Source organism: Methylibium petroleiphilum PM1, assembly GCF_000015725.1.
In the GTDB taxonomy this organism is placed as follows: domain Bacteria; phylum Pseudomonadota; class Gammaproteobacteria; order Burkholderiales; family Burkholderiaceae_C; genus Methylibium; species Methylibium petroleiphilum.
This window is the reverse complement of the sequence record NC_008825.1, coordinates 710,315-727,851: the sequence shown is the minus strand read 5'-3', so window position 1 is coordinate 727,851 and position 17,537 is coordinate 710,315. Positions and strand designations below refer to the sequence as shown.

At 69.3% G+C, this 17,537-nt stretch carries 24 protein-coding genes; 17 read left to right on the top strand and 7 right to left on the bottom strand.

What is annotated here, in order from left to right; genetic code table 11:
* Positions 1 to 61: 61 nt before the first annotated feature.
* Positions 62 to 1,339 (bottom strand): urea ABC transporter substrate-binding protein, encoded by a 1,278-nt coding sequence (gene urtA / locus MPE_RS03485; RefSeq protein WP_011828297.1) that lies wholly within the window; start codon positions 1,337 to 1,339, stop codon positions 62 to 64.
* 102 nt (positions 1,340 to 1,441) lie between these two features.
* Positions 1,442 to 2,458, bottom strand: a complete 1,017-nt coding sequence (locus tag MPE_RS03480; protein WP_011828296.1) for an integron integrase — start codon at positions 2,456 to 2,458, stop codon at positions 1,442 to 1,444.
* Between the two features lie 711 nt (positions 2,459 to 3,169).
* Between MPE_RS03480 and MPE_RS24965 the strand changes: the two genes are divergently transcribed.
* From MPE_RS24965 to MPE_RS03475, 3 genes are all read left to right on the top strand, one after another.
* The gene (locus tag MPE_RS24965) at positions 3,170 to 3,379 is read left to right on the top strand and encodes a DUF6980 family protein (protein ID WP_148210884.1); all 210 of its coding nucleotides are present in this window, start codon (positions 3,170 to 3,172) and stop codon (positions 3,377 to 3,379) included.
* Positions 3,380 to 3,476: 97 nt separating this feature from the next.
* Positions 3,477 to 3,884, top strand: coding sequence for an excalibur calcium-binding domain-containing protein (locus MPE_RS23150; protein WP_148210883.1), 408 nt, complete (start codon positions 3,477 to 3,479; stop codon positions 3,882 to 3,884).
* A gap of 528 nt (positions 3,885 to 4,412) precedes the next feature.
* Positions 4,413 to 4,859 (top strand): SRPBCC family protein, encoded by a 447-nt coding sequence (locus MPE_RS03475; RefSeq protein ID WP_011828292.1) that lies wholly within the window; start codon positions 4,413 to 4,415, stop codon positions 4,857 to 4,859.
* 23 nt (positions 4,860 to 4,882) lie between these two features.
* Here MPE_RS03475 and MPE_RS03470 read toward each other — a convergent pair whose 3' ends face one another.
* The 5 genes from MPE_RS03470 to MPE_RS03445 form a co-directional block, all read right to left on the bottom strand.
* Entirely contained in the window at positions 4,883 to 5,359 is a 477-nt protein-coding gene (locus MPE_RS03470) for a copper chaperone PCu(A)C (protein WP_011828291.1), read from the bottom strand.
* Positions 5,360 to 5,422: 63 nt separating this feature from the next.
* Positions 5,423 to 5,866 carry a copper uptake system-associated protein gene (locus tag MPE_RS03465; protein ID WP_011828290.1) on the bottom strand — a complete coding sequence of 148 codons (444 nt, stop codon included), beginning with the start codon at positions 5,864 to 5,866 and terminating at the stop codon, positions 5,423 to 5,425.
* A 48-nt stretch (positions 5,867 to 5,914) separates the two neighbouring features.
* Positions 5,915 to 6,808, bottom strand: coding sequence for a DJ-1/PfpI family protein (locus MPE_RS03460; RefSeq protein WP_011828289.1), 894 nt, complete (start codon positions 6,806 to 6,808; stop codon positions 5,915 to 5,917).
* Between the two features lie 12 nt (positions 6,809 to 6,820).
* Complete coding sequence (locus MPE_RS03455) at positions 6,821 to 8,971, bottom strand: TonB-dependent siderophore receptor (RefSeq protein WP_011828288.1); 2,151 nt, start codon at positions 8,969 to 8,971, stop codon at positions 6,821 to 6,823.
* Positions 8,972 to 9,457: 486 nt separating this feature from the next.
* Positions 9,458 to 9,868 carry a DUF2946 domain-containing protein gene (locus MPE_RS03445; protein WP_041929879.1) on the bottom strand — a complete coding sequence of 137 codons (411 nt, stop codon included), beginning with the start codon at positions 9,866 to 9,868 and terminating at the stop codon, positions 9,458 to 9,460.
* Positions 9,869 to 9,945: 77 nt separating this feature from the next.
* Between MPE_RS03445 and MPE_RS03440 the strand changes: the two genes are divergently transcribed.
* The 14 genes from MPE_RS03440 (at position 9,946) to MPE_RS03375 (ending at position 17,523) form a co-directional block, all read left to right on the top strand.
* On the top strand, positions 9,946 to 10,164 hold the full coding sequence (locus tag MPE_RS03440; protein WP_011828285.1) for a hypothetical protein: 219 nt from the start codon (positions 9,946 to 9,948) through the stop codon (positions 10,162 to 10,164).
* 66 nt (positions 10,165 to 10,230) lie between these two features.
* Positions 10,231 to 10,524, top strand: a complete 294-nt coding sequence (locus MPE_RS03435; RefSeq protein ID WP_011828284.1) for a hypothetical protein — start codon at positions 10,231 to 10,233, stop codon at positions 10,522 to 10,524.
* A gap of 43 nt (positions 10,525 to 10,567) precedes the next feature.
* Positions 10,568 to 11,191 carry an antibiotic biosynthesis monooxygenase gene (locus MPE_RS03430; RefSeq protein ID WP_148210882.1) on the top strand — a complete coding sequence of 208 codons (624 nt, stop codon included), beginning with the start codon at positions 10,568 to 10,570 and terminating at the stop codon, positions 11,189 to 11,191.
* Positions 11,192 to 11,206: 15 nt separating this feature from the next.
* On the top strand, positions 11,207 to 11,629 hold the full coding sequence (locus MPE_RS03425; protein WP_011828282.1) for a hypothetical protein: 423 nt from the start codon (positions 11,207 to 11,209) through the stop codon (positions 11,627 to 11,629).
* Positions 11,630 to 11,691: 62 nt separating this feature from the next.
* Positions 11,692 to 12,189 carry a hypothetical protein gene (locus MPE_RS03420; protein ID WP_148210881.1) on the top strand — a complete coding sequence of 166 codons (498 nt, stop codon included), beginning with the start codon at positions 11,692 to 11,694 and terminating at the stop codon, positions 12,187 to 12,189.
* Positions 12,190 to 12,222: 33 nt separating this feature from the next.
* Positions 12,223 to 12,846, top strand: coding sequence for a LysE family translocator (locus tag MPE_RS03415; protein ID WP_011828280.1), 624 nt, complete (start codon positions 12,223 to 12,225; stop codon positions 12,844 to 12,846).
* 13 nt (positions 12,847 to 12,859) lie between these two features.
* Complete coding sequence (locus tag MPE_RS03410) at positions 12,860 to 13,573, top strand: GNAT family N-acetyltransferase (protein WP_011828279.1); 714 nt, start codon at positions 12,860 to 12,862, stop codon at positions 13,571 to 13,573.
* A gap of 64 nt (positions 13,574 to 13,637) precedes the next feature.
* Positions 13,638 to 14,042 carry a hypothetical protein gene (locus MPE_RS03405; RefSeq protein ID WP_011828278.1) on the top strand — a complete coding sequence of 135 codons (405 nt, stop codon included), beginning with the start codon at positions 13,638 to 13,640 and terminating at the stop codon, positions 14,040 to 14,042.
* Positions 14,043 to 14,070: 28 nt separating this feature from the next.
* Positions 14,071 to 14,760 (top strand): SDR family oxidoreductase, encoded by a 690-nt coding sequence (locus MPE_RS03400; protein WP_011828277.1) that lies wholly within the window; start codon positions 14,071 to 14,073, stop codon positions 14,758 to 14,760.
* Complete coding sequence (locus MPE_RS03395) at positions 14,757 to 15,329, top strand: hypothetical protein (RefSeq protein WP_011828276.1); 573 nt, start codon at positions 14,757 to 14,759, stop codon at positions 15,327 to 15,329. Before MPE_RS03400 ends, MPE_RS03395 begins: the two co-directional genes overlap by 4 nt.
* Positions 15,330 to 15,403: 74 nt before the next feature.
* Positions 15,404 to 16,006 carry a cysteine hydrolase family protein gene (locus tag MPE_RS03390; protein WP_011828275.1) on the top strand — a complete coding sequence of 201 codons (603 nt, stop codon included), beginning with the start codon at positions 15,404 to 15,406 and terminating at the stop codon, positions 16,004 to 16,006.
* A 41-nt stretch (positions 16,007 to 16,047) separates the two neighbouring features.
* Positions 16,048 to 16,470, top strand: a complete 423-nt coding sequence (locus MPE_RS03385) for a VOC family protein (RefSeq protein WP_011828274.1) — start codon at positions 16,048 to 16,050, stop codon at positions 16,468 to 16,470.
* The gene (locus MPE_RS03380; protein ID WP_011828273.1) at positions 16,467 to 17,225 is read left to right on the top strand and encodes a metallophosphoesterase family protein; all 759 of its coding nucleotides are present in this window, start codon (positions 16,467 to 16,469) and stop codon (positions 17,223 to 17,225) included. The genes MPE_RS03385 and MPE_RS03380 overlap by 4 nt, the downstream gene beginning before the upstream one ends.
* Positions 17,226 to 17,256: 31 nt before the next feature.
* On the top strand, positions 17,257 to 17,523 hold the full coding sequence (locus MPE_RS03375; RefSeq protein WP_011828272.1) for a hypothetical protein: 267 nt from the start codon (positions 17,257 to 17,259) through the stop codon (positions 17,521 to 17,523).
* The last annotated feature ends 14 nt before the right edge of the window (positions 17,524 to 17,537 follow it).

Here is a 17,537-nt window from a genome sequence, read left to right as displayed (position 1 = left end):
CAGTCCGATCGCCGCCGGCCCGGCCGGCGCGCGCCAACATCGAGAGCCGGCTATCCGTTGCTTACTTCTTCTCCGGCACGTTCTTCTTGCCCTTGTTCTCGGCGATGTAGTCGCTCCACGGATCGGCGACCACCGGGCCCGGCGTCTTCCAGACCACGTTGAACTGGCCGTCGGCCTTGACCTCGCCGATGAACACCGGCTTGTGCAGGTGGTGGTTTTCCTTGTCCATGGTGCTGGTGAAGCCGCCCGGCGCCTTGAAGGTCTGGCCCGCCATGGCGGCGATGACCTTGTCGGTGTCGGTGGACTTGGCCTTCTCGACCGCCTGCGCCCACATGTGGATGCCGATGTAGGTGGCCTCCATCGGGTCGTTGGTCAGCGGCTTGTCCTTGTGGCCCGGGATGCCCTTGGCCTTGGCGTAGTCGCTCCACTGCTTGATGAACGCGGCGTTGGTCGGGTTCTTGATCGACATGAAGTAGTTCCACGCCGCCAGGTGGCCCACCAGCGGCTTGGTGTCGACACCGCGGAGCTCTTCCTCACCCACCGAGAACGCCACCACCGGCACGTCGGTCGCCTTCAGGCCCTGGTTGCCCAGTTCCTTGTAGAAGGGCACGTTGGAGTCACCGTTGATGGTGGACACCACCGCGGTCTTCTTGCCTTCCGACGAGAACTTCTTGATCTTGGCGATGATGGTCTGGTAATCGGAGTGGCCGAAGGGGGTGTACTCCTCCATGATGTCGGCCTCGGCGACGCCCTTGCTCTTGAGGAAGGCACGCAGGATCTTGTTGGTGGTGCGCGGGTAGACGTAATCGGTGCCCAGCAGCACGAAGCGCTTGGCCGAGCCACCGTCCTTGCTCATCAGGTATTCCACCGCGGGGATGGCCTGCTGGTTGGGCGCGGCACCGGTGTAGAACACGTTCTTGGACAGTTCCTCACCCTCGTACTGCACCGGGTAGAACAGCAGCGAGTTGGTTTCCTCGAACACCGGCAGCACCGACTTGCGGCTCACCGACGTCCAGCAGCCGAACACTACGGCCACCTTGTCCTGGCTGATCAGCTGCTTGGCCTTCTCGGCGAACAGCGGCCAGTTGGAGGCCGGGTCCACCACCACCGGCTCGAGCTTCTTGCCCATGACGCCGCCCTTGGCGTTGATCTCGTCGATGGTCATGAGCACCGTGTCCTTGAGCACGGTTTCCGAGATGGCCATGGTGCCCGACAGCGAGTGCAGCACGCCGACCTTGATGGTGTCGGCCGCGAAGGCGCTGGGCACGAAGGCGCCGGCAGCGGCCAGCGCCACGGCGGAAAGCGAGGCCGCAAAGGCGCGGCGGGTGGTGTGGGACATGGGGTGTTTCCTCCTCGGGGGATCGGTTGGGTTCACGGACCGCTGCAGGTTAGGCAGAACCCCCGGGCGGCGGAATACGCAAGGTGGCGTAGAGACACCGGCTCAGAGCGCGTCGAGCGGGCTCAGCACCCCGCGGCCGCCGCGGTTGAGCACGTGCGTGTAGATCATGGTGGTCTTGACGTCGGCATGGCCCAGCAGCTCCTGCACCGTGCGGATGTCGTAACCGGCCTGCAGCATGTGGGTGGCGAAGGAATGGCGCAGCACATGCGGCGAGCACGGCTTGTCGATCCCGGCACGGCGGGCCGCCAGCGACACCGCGCGCTGCAGGCCCTGCTCGGCCAGGTGGTGCCGGCGCTCCACGCCGCTGCGTGGGTCGACGGACAGCACCCGTGACGGAAACACCCACTGCCAGCCCCAGGCCCGAGCCGCCCGCGGGAACTTGACCGCCAGCGCGTCGGGCAGCCAGACCGCGCCACGGCCGGCGGCCAGGTCGCGCTCGTGCAGCGCCCGGGCCTGCGCGAGCTGGTTGCGCAGAGGCAGCAGCAGATTCTCTGGCAACACCGTCACGCGGTCCTTGCTGCCCTTGCCCTGGCGCACGACGAGTTCGCGACGCTCGAACTCCACGTCCTTGACGCGCAGGCGCAGGCATTCCAGCAGCCGCAGGCCACTGCCGTAGAGCAGCGACGCGGCGAGCCAGTGCGCGCCGTGGAGCTGCATCAGCAGTTCGCGCGCCTCGCGCTGCGTGAGCACCACCGGCAGACGGCGCGAGGTCTTGGCAGCCACCACCTCGGTGAGCCAGGGCAGATCGACCGCACGCAGCACCTCCTTGTAGAGGAACAGCAAGGCCGCCTTGGCCTGGTTCTGCGTGGCCGAGGCCACGCCGCGCTCCAGCGCCAGGTGGCTGAGAAACGCTTCGATCTCCAGCGCCCCCATGTCGCGCGGATGGCGCTTGCCGTGAAACAGGATGTAGCGGCGCACCCATTCCACGTAGGTGCGCTCGGTGCGCAAGGCGTAGTGCTTGACTCGAATGTGCTCGCGGAGCTGGTCGAGCAGGCGGGGCGGCGGCGCGAGTGGCGTCGTCGTCGTCGATTCAGCGGGCTCCGGATCGGGAACAGGCATCCAGGAAATTTAGGCCGCCTAAACGCCCGCGCCCATCGGCCAGAAAGGGGCCCTCTGCAGGGCGTCGTGCACGCCGTGACACCCCACGCAGGGGTTGCGTTAGCTCAACAGCGCCAGTACGGTCATGCATGTCTAAATCTAGTTAGGCCTCGCAACCAATGTCCGACGAGCAGTGGCGCCAGTTCTTCTTGCTATGCAATCGCATTCTCGGAAAAGGGCATGCGGTGGCAGAGTTCAGCGAGAGCTGGTGCGCCTGGACAACATTCGAACGACTGTCTCGCGACGCTGGTTACTGGACGGCCGGTCTTCCGGGCACGGAAGACGTCCTGTCAACCTGCATAGGAGATTCGGGGGTTTGGGGCCAGCCCTTTCCCTTCCAGGAGATCGCTCACCTGATCATCCCAAAACAGTTCTACTGGGAACGCATTGAGCCAGGGTCGTTCGCCAATGGCTCAAAGCCTCAGGACTTGACACGCCTTGCACAAGCCCTCGAAGGCGCTCGCCTTCCCCATCGAGTCACGGAGTCAGTTCTTGAAGTCAAGTTGTACTGAACTCGAGCCATGGGCGCTGCAGCAAGGCGAGGCCTAACCCTTCGCTGGAACCGACGCCCACCGGCATGGCACTTGGCCCGCTTCCCGGCTTAGGTCATCATCCGTACAGCGGGCCAAGCGCCATGCCGGCGTGCGCGGCTCAGCTCGAACGTTAGACCTTATGACACAACACTGCTGTGAGTCGATGCAAAGGCAGTTGGAGTCGGTTTGCGAGGAGCATTCGTCCCGCCACGAGTGTCCCGATGCACTAATTGATTACTTCCCGAGGCTCAAAGAGTACGGCCTTATCGTTCATGATGGAGGCAGCAGTTCGATAGCCATCTCGTTTTGTCCTTGGTGCGGCACCAAGCTCTCGGAACTTCAGAAGTGAGTGGCAGTGGTGTGCGCTGGTCTAACCCATCCCATCGAGAGGACTCGCCCCGGCAAGCCGGGTCATGCAGCTCATGTCAAACGTTAGCCGCCAGACCATGCGCATCATCATCTCGCAGCTCTATGCATTCCTGGCTCTTGCGGCTGCCGCCTCCGGAGTGCACGCTGCACCGGCGAACAAGTGCGTCATCAATGGCAGCGTCACGTATCAGCAGAGCCCCTGCCCTTCGACTCAACCTCGAAAGGACCCCACGCTGGAGGAGTTGAACGCCGCAGAAAGAGCACGCCGTGCCGCGGCTGCCTCCTCCGCTGCGGCGGAAACCCCCAGAACAGCCTCTTCAGCGCCAGCCGCCGTCTCTAGCAGCTTCCGCTGCGACGGACGAAAGTACTGCTCTCAAATGAGCTCGTGTACCGAAGCCAAGTACTTCCTCGCCAATTGTCCCGGTGTGAAGATGGACGGCGACAACGATGGCATCCCCTGCGAAGAGCAGTGGTGCAGGCCTTAAAGGTCCGCCGGTAGTTGGCTCAAGAGTTGCGGCCTAACCCTTCGCTCGAGGCCGATCTCCACCGGCCCGCTCAGCTCAATCGTTGGGCGCCACAGGAGCGCTTGCCGAGAGGATTCATCATGGCCATTGAGCTTGATCACGCCATAGTCTCTGCTCGCAATCAAGCGGCATCAGCCCGTCAGCTCGCTGAGATCCTGGGTGTTCCTTGGGCAGAAAAGACAATTGGTCCGTTCTCTGGGCGGCTACGGTGGGGTCGCGCTGTAAGCGGCGGGCATCTTCGGCACTTTTCTCGTGCTGGGCTGGGCGTTGCTGGCACTCGGACGCCGTTCAGCGCACGGTGGCGCCCATCCCGGCGGGTGATGCCGGCCCACTTCCGACCGCAGCTTCGGCGTTGTACGCGTGCCGGGCCAGATGTCGAGCGGACGAACGCCGGTTCGTCGTGGGTTCGGAGGCGCGGAGGCTCGTTGTTGTTTATCCTTCGCTGCCTCTGCGCCCGATCTACCCCAACGCAGCCAACGAGGTCACCCCATGTCCGACCACACCGTCCGCCTTCACCGCGTTCTCCGCAGCCCGCCCGAGAAGGTCTACCGCGCCTTCCTCGACGGCGATGCCCTGAGCAAGTGGCTGCCTCCGTACGGCTTCACGTGCAAGGTCCACCACCTGGAGGCGCGCGCCGGCGGCAGCTTCCGCATGTCGTTCAGCAACTTCACGTCGGGCAACAGCCACGCGTTCGGTGGTGAGTACCTGGAGCTGGTGCCGAACGAGCGGATCCGCTACACCGACACGTTCGACGACCCCAACCTGCTCGGTGTCATGGAGGTGACCGTGTCGCTGAAGCCGGTGCTCTGCGGCACCGACGTGAGCATCACGCAGGCGGGCATCCCCGAGGTCATTCCGCTCGAGATGTGCTACCTGGGCTGGCAGGAATCGCTCGCCCAGCTGGCCCAGTTGGTGGAGCCGCAGATCCCCGACTGACGAGGCGCACCGCGGCCCCAGGCTCAATGCTTGTGACCGCCGTGCCCGTCCTGCTTCGCCGGCTGGGTCCCGAGCGCCCTCACTTCGGCCTTGACCTCTACGGTGTCGCGCTTGCCGGTCTTGTCCTCGAACACCAGCGTGAGCGGCACGCTGTCACCGGCCTTCATCTGCTGCTTGAGGTTCATCAGCATGACGTGATAGCTGCCGGGCTTCAGGTCGACGGCCTTGCCTGCCGGCAGGGCCAGTCCCGGGATCTCGCGCATCTTCATCACGCCGTCCTGGATGGTCATCTCGTGCAGTTCGACCAGGGCCGCGACGGTCGATTGGACCGACACCAACCGGCTGTCCTGCGCCGCGGTGAGCTGCATGAAGGCGCCCGTGGCCTTCTGCTGCGGTACCGTTGCGCGAACCCAGGCGTCCTGGATGGCGACCTGGGCCGACGCGGCAGTGGCCAGGGCACTGCACAACAGTGCGGCGGCGATGGAGGGTTTGACATGCATGGCAGATCCTTTCGGTAGGTTGGATTCAAGATCCCACGCAACGCTTGCGCGTGGGCGTCGGCTTCAATGCGAATGCGTTCCCTGCGCGTTCATGCGCATCAGTCCGTCGAAGGTGGAGAACTTGGCGCGCTGCGCGGCCGGAAGCCGGGCTTCCGCGGCGCCGAGGGTCTGCACCAGGGTTTTTACTTCAGCCGCCGGGATGCCGGCGTCGACGAGTGTCGTCGCGTCCTTCAGCCCGTCGCCGCCGCAGGCGGTGATCTGCCAGGCGCCACCATGGCGCCGCAGCAGAGCGCGCCCGCCACGTTCGCCCTGCGTCCAGCCGGCAATCGCGTGATCGCCCTGCACGACGACGGGGTCGACCTGCAGCCGGGATTCGGGCTTGTCGAAGGTGCTCATCAGCACCTCACGCACGTGGCGCTGGTCCGTGCTGTCGGCGGCCGTGGCCGGCCCGACGAGCACGGTCATGCACAAGGCCGCCGCGGCGAGTTTCAACGGTATGGATGTCATCGAGGGTCTCCTGGGTTGCTGCCTCGGAGTTCTGGTGAGGCATGGTCGTCATTTCAAGGCGGCTCTGTCACTTCGTTGCTTCTCGAGCCGGTCGATGAGCGGGTCGACGCCGGCGTCGTACATCGTCTTCAGCATCCATTCGACGAGCCAGCTGGTCTTCGCCGGGCTCCCGCCCTGGATGGGGGGCGCCGGGTCGTACTCCATGTCCAGCATCACGCCCTGCGTGTAGCGCTCGCCCCAGTTGTCATTCAGCAGGGCGAGAGACATGTCCATGCCGGCGGTCACGCCGGCCGATGTCCAGTACTTGCCATCGTGCGTGTAGCGCTTGTTCGCCGGGATGGCTTTGTACTTCCGGAGGAACTCTTCCTCGCGGTACCAGTGCGAGACGGCCTGCCGGCCCTCGAGCAGACCGGTGGCGCCGAGGATCCAGACACCCGTGCAGATCGCCCCGGTGTAGATCGTCCCCTTGTCGATGGTGCGGATCCAGTCCAGCACCCGGTCGTCGTAAGCCGCCTCGATCGTGCCGGTGAAGCCGCCGGGGATGATCAGGATATCGAGCCGGGTGACTTCGTCGATGACCGCGTCGGGCACCACCTGGACGCCCGTCACGGTCTTGATCGGGCCGGGCTTCAGGCCGATCAGGCGGGTGTTCGCGCCGGTCTGCCCCAGCACGTAGCGGGGGCCCATGAAGTCCAGGTCGTTGACGCCGTCGTAGACCAGGATGCCGATCTGGCCCACCGCATGCCTGGGCTTGCCGAGGATGGCATCCATGACCATCGAGTGGTTGTCGGGCGTGATCTGCGCGGGCAGGCTGGCCCTCGACTCGGCGTCGGCTGCCGATGAGGGCCTCTCGATCGGCGGCGGCTGTACCTCGGGCACGGCACGGTCGCCGCAGCCGGTCAGGGCGATGGCCAGCAGCGGCGGCGCTAGGCGATGCAGCATTGCGAGTTTCTCCTAGTAATCCAGCCGCAGCGTCGCCTTGACTGTCCGCGGTGACCCCAGCTTGACCCAGTCGGCCACGAACTGATGGCTGCCCGTGTAGTACTTGCGATCGAACACGTTGTCGACGTTGAACTGCAGCGCGGCCCGGGCATCCTGCAGCGCGAAGCGGTAGGCGAGCATGGCGTCGACCCGTCCGTACCCCGGCAGCTGGAAGGTATTGCCCGTATCGCCCTGGCGCTGACCTTGTGCAAAGACGCCGGCACCCGTGCTCCACTGGCTGTCGATGGCGTAGCGCGCCCAGAGGCTGCCGGTATGCCGCGCCACGTTGGCCAGCTTCTTGCCCTGGTAGGTCGGATCGACCAGCACGCGGGTGTCGGTGTAGGCATAGGAGGCGATCAGCGACAGACTGCGTGAGACCTGCCCCGAAAGATCCCATTCGACGCCACGGGAGCGGGCTTCGCCCACCGTGACGGTGTTGTAGAAGGGCGGCGTCGCGACCGGGACCGAGCCCCCACGGTTGCGCTTGGTCAGCTCGTACGCCGCAAGGGTCGAACTGAGCTTGCCGTCGAGCCAGTCGATCTTGTGGCCGATCTCGAACTGCCTGGCGCGCTCGGCGCTGAGAGCGGCCCCGGTCACCGTGTCCCGGCCGTTGTTGGCGGACACGGCGTCCTGGTACTGGGCGTAGATCGACTGGTTGGAGGCGAACTGCCAGACCGCACCGAGTCGTGGCGTGGTGAACGAAGCCTTGTTGGGCTCGGTGCCCGGGGCGGCGTAGATGGCGCTGGTGCGGTCGTGCCGCAACGCGGCGGTCAGGAAGACGCCCTGGCCCAGGGCCAGTTGATCCTGCACGTAGATGCTGGTCCAGCGGTTGCGATCCTCGATGTCCATCGGCATGGACATGCCCAGGTCCAGCGGCGGCGTGCTGCCCAGCGCCGGCGTGTAGATGTCCACCGAGCCGATCTGCTGGAAGTAGGTCGTGCCGGTCTTGCGGCCGCTGTAGGCATCGACGCCGAGCAACACGGTGTGCTGGATCCCGCCGGTGTCGATCTTGCCGATCAGGTCGAGGTTGAACTGGTCCAGCCGGTAGCGCCCGTCCGGTCGCACGTAGAAGTAGTAGCGGCACAGCGGATTGCCCGTGCCCGGGCAGGTGGCGTCGGGCGTCATGCCCATGCCGTAGTCGGCGCGATAGGGCGAGATGTCCATCTCGGAGGTGTCGCTGCGCAGGGTCAGGAGCTTGCCCTTGAGCTGCCAGGCCTCGGACAGGCGGTGCTCGCCTTCCAGCTTCAGGGTGGTGGTCTTGCTGCTGGAGAGCTGCGGCGAGTCGTTGAACTGCCGCGACCACGGCAGATCGGCGGGCCGGTCGCCCAAGGCCGGCACGCCGTAGTCGGTGCGGTAGCGCTGGTGGCTGTAGTCCAGCGTTCCCGTCAAGGTGGTCTGCGCGCTGGGCAGCCAGCTCAGGCTGGCGCCGAAGGCGCCGAGCTTGTCCTCGACGAAGTCGCGGATGGAATCGGCCGTGTAGTACGAGGCGGACGCCCGGCCACGCAGACTGCGTTCCTCGTTCAGAGGGCCGGATGCCTCCACCGCCGTGCGCGACAGGCCGTACTCCCCGACGGTCTGCTCCAGGCTCATGGCGGGCACGACGCTGATCGGCTTGCTGACCACGTTGACCAGCCCGCCCGGTTCGGCGCGCCCGTACAGGACGCTCGACGGCCCCTTGATCACCTCGACGGCCAGCACGTTGGCCATGTTGATCGGGACGCCGGTGACCTTGGTGCCGTCCAGGTAGTAGGTCGAGCTGCCCGACATCGGCCCCATGGCGGTCATCGATACGCTCGGAAAGCCTCGCAGCACGACCAGCGGCATGGCCGTCCCGTTGAACCCGAAATCGAACTGCACGCCGGACACGTTGCGGAGCGCTTCGGCGAGGTTCAGTGCGTTCTGGTCCTCGATGACGGCGCGCGGCACGACCTGCACGCTCTGAGGGCTTTGGAGCGACGGCGTGGACGTCCGGTTGCCGGTGGTGGTTTCGGGGGCGCGGTAGTCGTCGCGCTGGCCCTGCACCTGGACCGGCGGCAGGACCTGGGAAGGCGGTTCGGACTGCGCATGGGCAGCCAGGGCGAGGCAGGCGAAGGTCAGCGGGGAAACACGATGCAGGCGGTTCATGGGTTCGTCTCTGGAGAAGTTGGTACCTCGGCGAGCAGCGCTCGACGGCGCCCGCGAGGCATCGCTCAAGCGCTTGGCAAGGCTGCGGGCAGGGACACCAGCATGTGGAGCTGGAGGACCGGCGACACGGGCGGTTTCGCTCTGTGTGGCGAGGCACCGGCCAGGGTGAACGCTGCCGCGCACACGGCAGCCAGCACCACACCCGGGCCCACCATGGAGCGCAGCACGGGACCGAGCTCCTGCCAGTAAAGGTCTTCGATGGAGCTGCGCGTTCTCATGGCAGCACGCCGGAACGGTCCGCCAGCCAGACGAGCAGAGCCAGGGACGCACCGATGTTGAAGTGCGTCATCGCGCGCAGCGCGCGTTCGATGCAGGACATGGAGAAACTCCTGAAGATCGCCAGGGCGGCCGGACTGACCGCGGGCGGGTGAACGAAGGCAAGGCCGGAACACGACGCTCACGCGCCGCGTTGCCGGGGTTCGACGTTCAGGTCTTCAGAGGGGGAGCGCGGGACTGGGCAATGGCCCAGGCGAACAGGGTTCGCGGCGCGGCCAGGAACAGCGCGGGAACGTGATGCTCCCGCGCGTCGAGGACCAGGTCTGCCGGGGCGGCGGGCGGCAGTCCGGGCACGGTCGTGTGCGTGGAACAGTAGGGGCAATGCTCGAGCGCATGAGCACGCGACTCGCCCGGGTCCGACGGGTCCGCGGCATCCGGACCCAGCGTGTCGCCGGCATCGACACGAACCAGCTTCGAGCCGGTGACGCTGCAGATCTCGACCCAGCCCTCGGGAACGTCGGCGGCGAACGCATGCGACAGCGTCGGCGCGAGTCCGCCCAGCAGGATCGCGCAGCACGCGATCCACAGCGTGAGGGCTCGGAGCCGGCGGCCGATGGTCATCGAGGCATTGTAGGCACGGAGGGCGAGCCGCCCGATACTGCGCGTCATGATGCAAGTCATGTCGACGTGAACGATCGATGCGCACCTACCTCGCCAACCGCTGGTTCCGCATCGGCTTCTGGCTGGCCGTGCTGGGCTGGAGCCCGCTGCTCGCCATCGTGCTGCTCGCGGCGGTGGGCCTGTGGCCCGATCCGAACCCCAACCCCATCGGGCCCGGGCTGCTGTTCTTCTTCAGCTTCTGGCCGGCGGTCGCCCTGATGGGCCTCGGCGCCTTCCAGGTCCGGCGCGGGCGCTGATGGCGGGCAACGGGTCTTCGGTGCCTCCGGCGCCGTTCTGCCCGCGGTGACGGCATCATCCGCACCATGCTGCGCCCCACCCTGCTGATCACCTACCTGTTCGGCGCCGCGCTGGCCGCGCTGGGTCTCGTCGTGCTGTTCGGCGGCGGGGTCGCGCTGCCCACGCGGGAGCCGCCGCGGCAGTTCGTCTTCAGCGGCGTGTCGCTGTGGCTGCTGGGTCTGTCGCCGCTCATCGCGGGGCTGGTGTGCATGGGCCTCGCTCGCGGCCGGTTGTCGCGCGAGTCGCCCACCACACGCTGGGCGCTGGGTGCGAGCATGGCCGCACTGGGGCTCGCGTTCCTGCTGGCGCCCAAGGCCTGAGCGCCGGCCGCCCACCCCTCCACCGATGCCACACCCGCCCACCATGAGCCGCGACACCCCGCCTGCCTGTCCCGATGCCGACGGTGGCGCCGACGGTGGCGCCGACGCCGGCGCCCGAGACGACACCGGCGCCACCGCCGTCATCAGCCATCGCGTGCGCCACGACCGCCAGGCCGACTACGAGCGCTGGATGGCCGAGATCGCCCCGCTGAGCCGGGCCGCACCGGGGCACCTGGACTGGCACGTCATCCGCCCCATCCCCGGACTCACCGAAACGTTCACGGTGATCATCCGCTTCGACACCTGCGAGCACCTGCAGGCCTGGATGGCCTCGGCCGACCGCAAGCGCCTGATCGAGGCGGTGTCCCCGCTGCTGGAGAGCGGCGACGACTTCTTCATCCGCAGCGGGCTGGACTTCTGGTTCACGCCGGCCGGCGCGAAGGCCCGGCTGCCGGTGCGCTGGAAGCAGGCGCTGGTCACGTGGTCGGCGATCTACCCGCTGGTGCTGCTGGTGCCGCTGCTCGTTGCGCCGGTGCTGAGCGCGCTGGGCCTGGCAGGCCACCCGCCGCTGACGATGCTGGCGGTGACCGGCATCGTGGTCAGCCTGATGGTCTGGGTGGTGATGCCGCGCTACACCCGGCTGCTGCGGCGCTGGCTGTTCGCCTGAGGCCGGGGCGGCCGAATGCCCGCGCGCCGCCTGCCGCTGCGCGGCGCCCTGCTCGCCTGGCTGGCGATCCTGGCGCTGGCCTTCTTGAACGGCGGGCTGCGCGAACTGGTGCTCGTGCCTCGCCTCGGCCTGCCGGCCGCGCTGGTGCTGAGCGGCCTGCTGCTGTGTGCGTGCATCCTGGCGGTGGCGCTCGCCTGCATCCCGCGCCTGGGCCCGCTGGACCGCACACAATGGCTCGGCATGGGCCTGCTCTGGCTGCTGCTCACGCTGGGCTTAGAGTTCGGCTTCGGCCGCATGGTGCAGGGCAGGTCCTGGCCCGAGCTGTTGGCCGCGTACCGCTTCCGCGACGGCAACCTGTGGCCGGCGGTGCTGGTCTTCACGATGTTCGCACCGCTGCTGGCCGCGCGGCTGCGCGGCGGCGGCAGGCCGGCCCGCTGATGGCCAGCAGACAGCCGGCACTTGCCTCGGGCACCGGCCATGTTCTACAACGCCACCCTCCGATGAAGCCGATCCGACCGTCCGCCGCGATGTGGCCGCGCTCCGCGCCAGGGTCCCGCGTGCCGACGCGGCGGCGGGCGATGGTGCGGTGGCAGCTGCTGCTGTTGTCGATGTTGCTGCCGCTGTTCCCGCTGCCGTCGGCGGCGCAGGACGCCACGCTGCACCGCGCCCTGTTGGGCCTGTGGTGCAATTCCGAGGACGGCGGGCGCAGTTGCTGGGCCTGGGACGAGTTCCATGCCGATGGCCGCTTCGAGGCCTGCGGTCGCACCGAGGACGACCCACGCCCCTTCCACGGCGCCGGCCGGGTCGACATCAGCGGCGCCCGCATGTGCTACACCGTCACTGCCGCGAGCGAGAACTTCTGGCTGCGCCCGGGCCAGCGCTACTGCACCGACATCGTTGCGATCGATGCGCTCACCCACCGCTACCGCGACCTCGACACGCACGCCGAATTCACGCTCTACCGCCGCGCGCCCGGCGACAAGCACTGCCCCGGCTGACGACGAACAAGACCACGCCCAGGAGACCGACGCTTGATCACGCTGCAGTTCCTCGTCACCTCGCTCATCGTCGTGCTGATCCCCGGCACCGGGGTCGTGTTCACCGTGTCCACCGGGCTCGCGCAGGGCCGGCGCGCCAGCGTCTACGCGTCGCTGGGCTGCACCGCGGGCATCGTGCCGCACCTGCTGGCCTCGATGCTGGGGTTGTCGGCGGTGATGCACACCAGCGCGCTCGCGTTCCAGGCACTCAAGTTCGCCGGGGTCGCCTACCTGTTCTACCTGGCCTGGGCCACCTGGCGCGACCGCGGGGCGTTCGCCGTCGACCGGGCCGCCGCCGCCGCACCGCTGCCGATGCGCAGCCTGGTCACGCGGGCTGCGCTGCTGAACACGCTGAACCCCAAGCTCACGATCTTCTTCCTGGCCTTCCTGCCGCAGTTCGTGGCCGTGGACGCCGCGTCGCCGCTGGCGCAGATGCTGGTGCTCAGCGGCGTGTTCATGGCGATGACCTTCGCGGTGTTCGTCGTCTACGGGCTGCTGGCCGACGCCTTCCGCGGCGTGGTGCTCGAGTCGCCGCGGGTGCAGGACTGGCTGCGCCGCGGCTTCGCCGGCTGCTTCGCCGGGCTGGGCGCGAACCTCGCGCTGTCGGAGTCGCGTTGAGCCGCACCGCGCCATGAACGCCGGCCTGCTGGACAACATCACCTGGCACACGCTGTCCGGGCCGCAGTCGCACTGGTCGGTCGGTGGCGACACGGCGCGGCGCTATGCGCCGGGCTTCTCGCCGATCGTTGGGTTCGCCGACCTGCAGCGCCCCGACTTCGCCGCGCTGGCGCCGCACTGCGCCAGCGGTGAGCCCCTGTACTGCGCCGGCTGGTCCGGGCCGGCGCCGGCCGGCTGGCGCATCGAGGCCGAGTCCACCATGCACCAGATGGTGTGGGACGGCCCGGCGCCGCCCCCGGCCGATGCCGACGATCCACCCGAGCCGGCGCTGCCTCCGGGCACCGAGCGGCTGGGTGCCGCGCACGTGCCGCGCATGCTGGCGCTGGTCGGGCTGACGCAGCCGGGGCCGTTCGGCCCGCGCACCGTGGAGCTCGGCGCGTACTACGGCTGCCTCGACGGCGAGCGGCTGCGCGCCATGGCCGGCGAGCGCATGGGCGCCGGCGGCTTCCGCGAGATCAGCGGCGTGTGCACGCATCCCGACGACCGCGGCCACGGCCTCGCCCACCGCCTGATGGCACGGTTGCTGCGGCAGCAGCTCGCGCGCGGCGAGCAGCCCTTCCTGCACGTGATGCACGACAACCGCGCCGCCAGCCACGTCTACGAGCGCCTGGGCTTCCGGCTCCGCCGCGAGGTGGTGGTGCGGGTGCTGTCGCGCGTCGGCGCCTGAGCCGGGCCGCGCGCAACCGCTGCCTATGCCCGCCCACCCTCCCCGCTCCGCAAAGGACCCCCGCGTGCGACTCCTCCAGCTTCCCTTCCCTGGCGCCCGGGCCCTGGCCACCGCCTGCACCGTGCTGGCGGCCGCGGCGCCGCTGCCCGCCGCGGCGCAGTCGATGGCGCTCGACCCGCAGGCGATGGCGCGCTTCGATCTCGGCTATGCCAAGTGCGAGGCCCGCCTGCCCGCGATGCGCGGCCACCGCGACGACGCCTACCTCAGCCTGCGCCGGCTGCAGCTCGACGACGCGCGCCGCCGCCAGCTCGCCGCAGCTCGCCGCAGCGCCGCCTACCAGGGCGAACTGCGGCGCGTGAAGACCGCCGAGGCGCAGGGCGTGGCGCCGGCGGCCTCGAGCCCGCTCGAGCACCAGTGCCAGGCGCTGTGGGCCGAGACGCAGCGCGTGATGCACCAACCGCGCCGCTGACCGACACCGTGACCGAAAGGACCGACGCATGACAGGAAACCCTCTGAGCCTGAGCGGACGGCGTGCGCTGATCACCCAGGCCGATGCCTTCATGGGGCCGGCGCTGTGCGAGGTGTTCGCCGCGCACGGCGCAGACGTGATCGCCGACACCTCACCGCTGGCCGACGCCGATGCGCCGGCGCGGGTGGTGGCCGCGGCCGGCGTGGTGGACCTGCTGGTGCTCAACCTGGCGATCCCGGCGCCGCGCACCAGCGCGGTGGCGTCGTCCGATGCCGAGTGGGCGGCGGTGTTCGGCGCGCTGGTCGACCCGCTGCCGCGGCTGCTGCGCGCGGTGCTGCCGCAGATGATCGCGCGGCGCGCGGGCCGGGTGGTGCTGATGGGCAGCGCCGCGGCGCTGCGCGGCATGAAGAACAGCTCGACCTACAGCGCCGCGCGCGGCGCGCAGCTGGCCTATGTGCAGGCGGTCGGCGTCGAGGTGGCGCCGCACGGCGTGCGGGTGAACGCGATCGCGCAGAACTTCGTCGACAACCCGACCTACTTCCCGCCCGAGGTGCAGGCCGACCCGCGCTTCCAGGAGCGCCTGAAGCGCGAGGTGCCGCTGGGCCGCCTGGTCGGCGCGCGCGAGGATGCCGAGTTCGCCGCCTACCTGTGCAGCGAGCCGGCCGACTGCTTCGTGGGCCAGGTGTTCCCGGTGTGTGGAGGCTGGGTGCCGCGATGAGGCTGACCGACCTGGGCCCGCTGCCGCTGACGCTGATCGCGTCGCTGCTGCTCGCCGTGGTGCTGCTGGCGGTGCGTGTGTTCGTGATGCAGCGCGTGCAGCAGCGGCGCCAGCGCGAGAACCGGCAGGAGACCGAGCGGCTGAAGTCGCTGATGGCGGCCTACCGATCGCTGGCCGGTTCGTTCTCGCCGGCGGCCGACGAGCACGGTCCGCAGATCGAGGAGACGCTGGCCGATCTGGTGCTGTTCGGCTCGCTGGCGCAGGTGGAGCTGGCGGCGCAGTGCGCGCTGCGGCTGCGGCGCGGCGAGCCGGTGGACTGGCAGCCGCTGATCGAGGCGCTGCGCTCGGACGTGCGGGCCCAGCTCGGCCTGGACCCGATTCCGGCCGGCCTGCTGCTGCCGCCCTCGGGGCCGGGCCGCATGCCGCGGGGCGGCCGTGGCGACGGCGACGGCGGGGGCCGCGGCGATGCGCGCGGCGGGGGTGGTGGTGGCGGTGCCGCCGCAGGGGCCGGCGGGCTGGGCGCCGGGCTGATCGCCGCCGACGCTGGCAGCCCGCGCGATCCGCCCTGAGGCGCGGGTCCATCGTGACTTTGGTGTAATGGCGGCGCGCCGGCAGCCCTGCCAGGCATCACCAGGAGACCCGCATGACCACCGCGTCCACCACCTTGAGAGATCTCGTCGGCCTCGGCCACCGTCCGGCCGCGCTGGGCGAGGCCGCACTGATCATGATCGACTGCCAGAACACCTACCGGCAGGGCGTGATGCAGCTGACCGGCGTGGAAGAGGCGCTGGTCGAGGCGCGCAAGCTGCTGGAGATCGCCCGCGCGCGCAGGATGCCGATCTTCCACATCCAGCACGACGCCGGCGCCGGCTCGCCCTACGACGTGCGGGCCGAGATCGGCGCCATCTCGGCCGAGGTGGCTCCGATCGCCGGCGAGCCGGTCATCACCAAGCACTACCCCAACTCCTTCGTGCAGACCGACCTCGACGAGCGGCTGAAGGCGCTGGGCATCCAGCAGATCGTGCTGGCCGGCTTCATGACGCACATGTGCATCAACTCCACCGCGCACGGCGGCTTCAACCTCGGCTACGCGCCGACGGTGGTGGCCAGCGCCACCGCGACGCGCGCGCTGCAGGGGCCGAACGGCAAGGTGCTGACAGCGCGCGAGGTGCACGACGGCGCGCTGGCGTCCACGCGCGACCTGTACGCGGCGGTGGTGGACTCGGTGGCCGACCTCGGCAACTGAGTCCGCGCGGCGCGTCGCGGCACCGAAAGGAGGGGCTCACGGTGTTCACCTACGTCTGCCTCGGCAGCGCCGATCTGCCCCGCGCCGCGCGCTTCTACGACGCGACGATGGCCACGCTGGGCCTGCAGCGCTGCGACACCCGCGACGAGCCCGACTGGGACGGCTGGATCGGCTGGGGCACCTACCAGGATCACGGCGCGAAGGAGATCGCGCTGTGGCTGTGCGAGCCCTACGACGGCCGGCCCGCCACGGTGGGCAACGGCACGATGGTGGCGTTGCAGGCTCGCAGCTGGGCCGAGGTGGACGCCTTCCACGCCGCGGCGCTGGCGCACGGCGGCCGCTCGGAGGGCGCGCCGGGCCTGCGCCCGCAGTACAACGCCGACTTCTACGCGGCCTACGTACGCGACCCCGACGGCCACAAGCTCGCCGTCGTCTGCCGCGGCCAGACCGAGCCGGACGCATGACGACGCCGCCCCTGCGCATCGCCTTCGTCTCCGACATCCACGGCAATCTCGCCGCGCTCGAGGCGGTGGTGGCCGACATCGGCCGCCGTGGCGTGGACCGCACGGTCAACCTCGGCGACAGCCTGTCGGGGCCGCTGCTGCCGCGCGAGACGGCGCGCTTCCTGATGGCGCAGGACTGGCTGCAGCTGGCCGGCAACCACGAGCGCTACGTGCTCGGCGGCGGCGCGCTGCCGCGCGAGCCCTCGGACGCCTATGCGCATGCGATGCTGGGCACGGCCGAACTCGACTGGCTGCGCACGCTGACGCACCGGCACGCGCTGGCCGACGACGACGCCTTCCTGTGCCACGGCACGCCGGTGCACGACGACGTCTACTTCTTCGAGACCGTGACGCCGCAGGGACTGCGCGCCGCGACGGCCGACGAGGTGGCGGCGCGCCTGGGCGAGGTGCGTGCGGCGCTGGTGTGCTGCGGGCACACCCACACGCCGCGCCTGCTGCGCAGCCGGCGCGGCCAGCTGCTGCTCAACCCCGGCAGCGTGGGCCTGCCGGCCTACGGCGACGCGCAGCCCTGGCCGCACGCCGTCGAGAACGGCGCGCCGGACGCGCGCTACGCGATCGCCGAGCGCGGCGACGACGGCCGCTGGTCGGCCGAGCTGCTGGCGGTGCCCTACGACCACGAGGCGATGGCGGTGCTGGCGGAGCAGCGCGCACGGCCCGAATGGGCGCATGCACTGCGCTGGGGCCGCCTGCCATGAACGGCCTTTCCGCCGACGAGGCCACGTCGCGATGAAGACCTTCGCCGTGCTGGTGGCGCTGGCCGCCTGGGGCCACCTGCTGTTCTGGCGCCCGGCGCCGTGGGTGAGCTGGCTGCTGTTCATGGCCTTCCTCGTGCTCGGCAGCCTGTTCACGCTGGCAGGCGGCTTCAGCTACTGGTGGGACTCGGGGATGCGGCCCTCGCAGCGCAGCGCCGTGGTGCTGGTGTGCGGCCTGCTCACGCTGGCGGCGCAGGCGGGCCGCCTGTTCAAGTCGCTCTCCGACGACGACCTCGCCTGAGGCCCGGCCGCGGC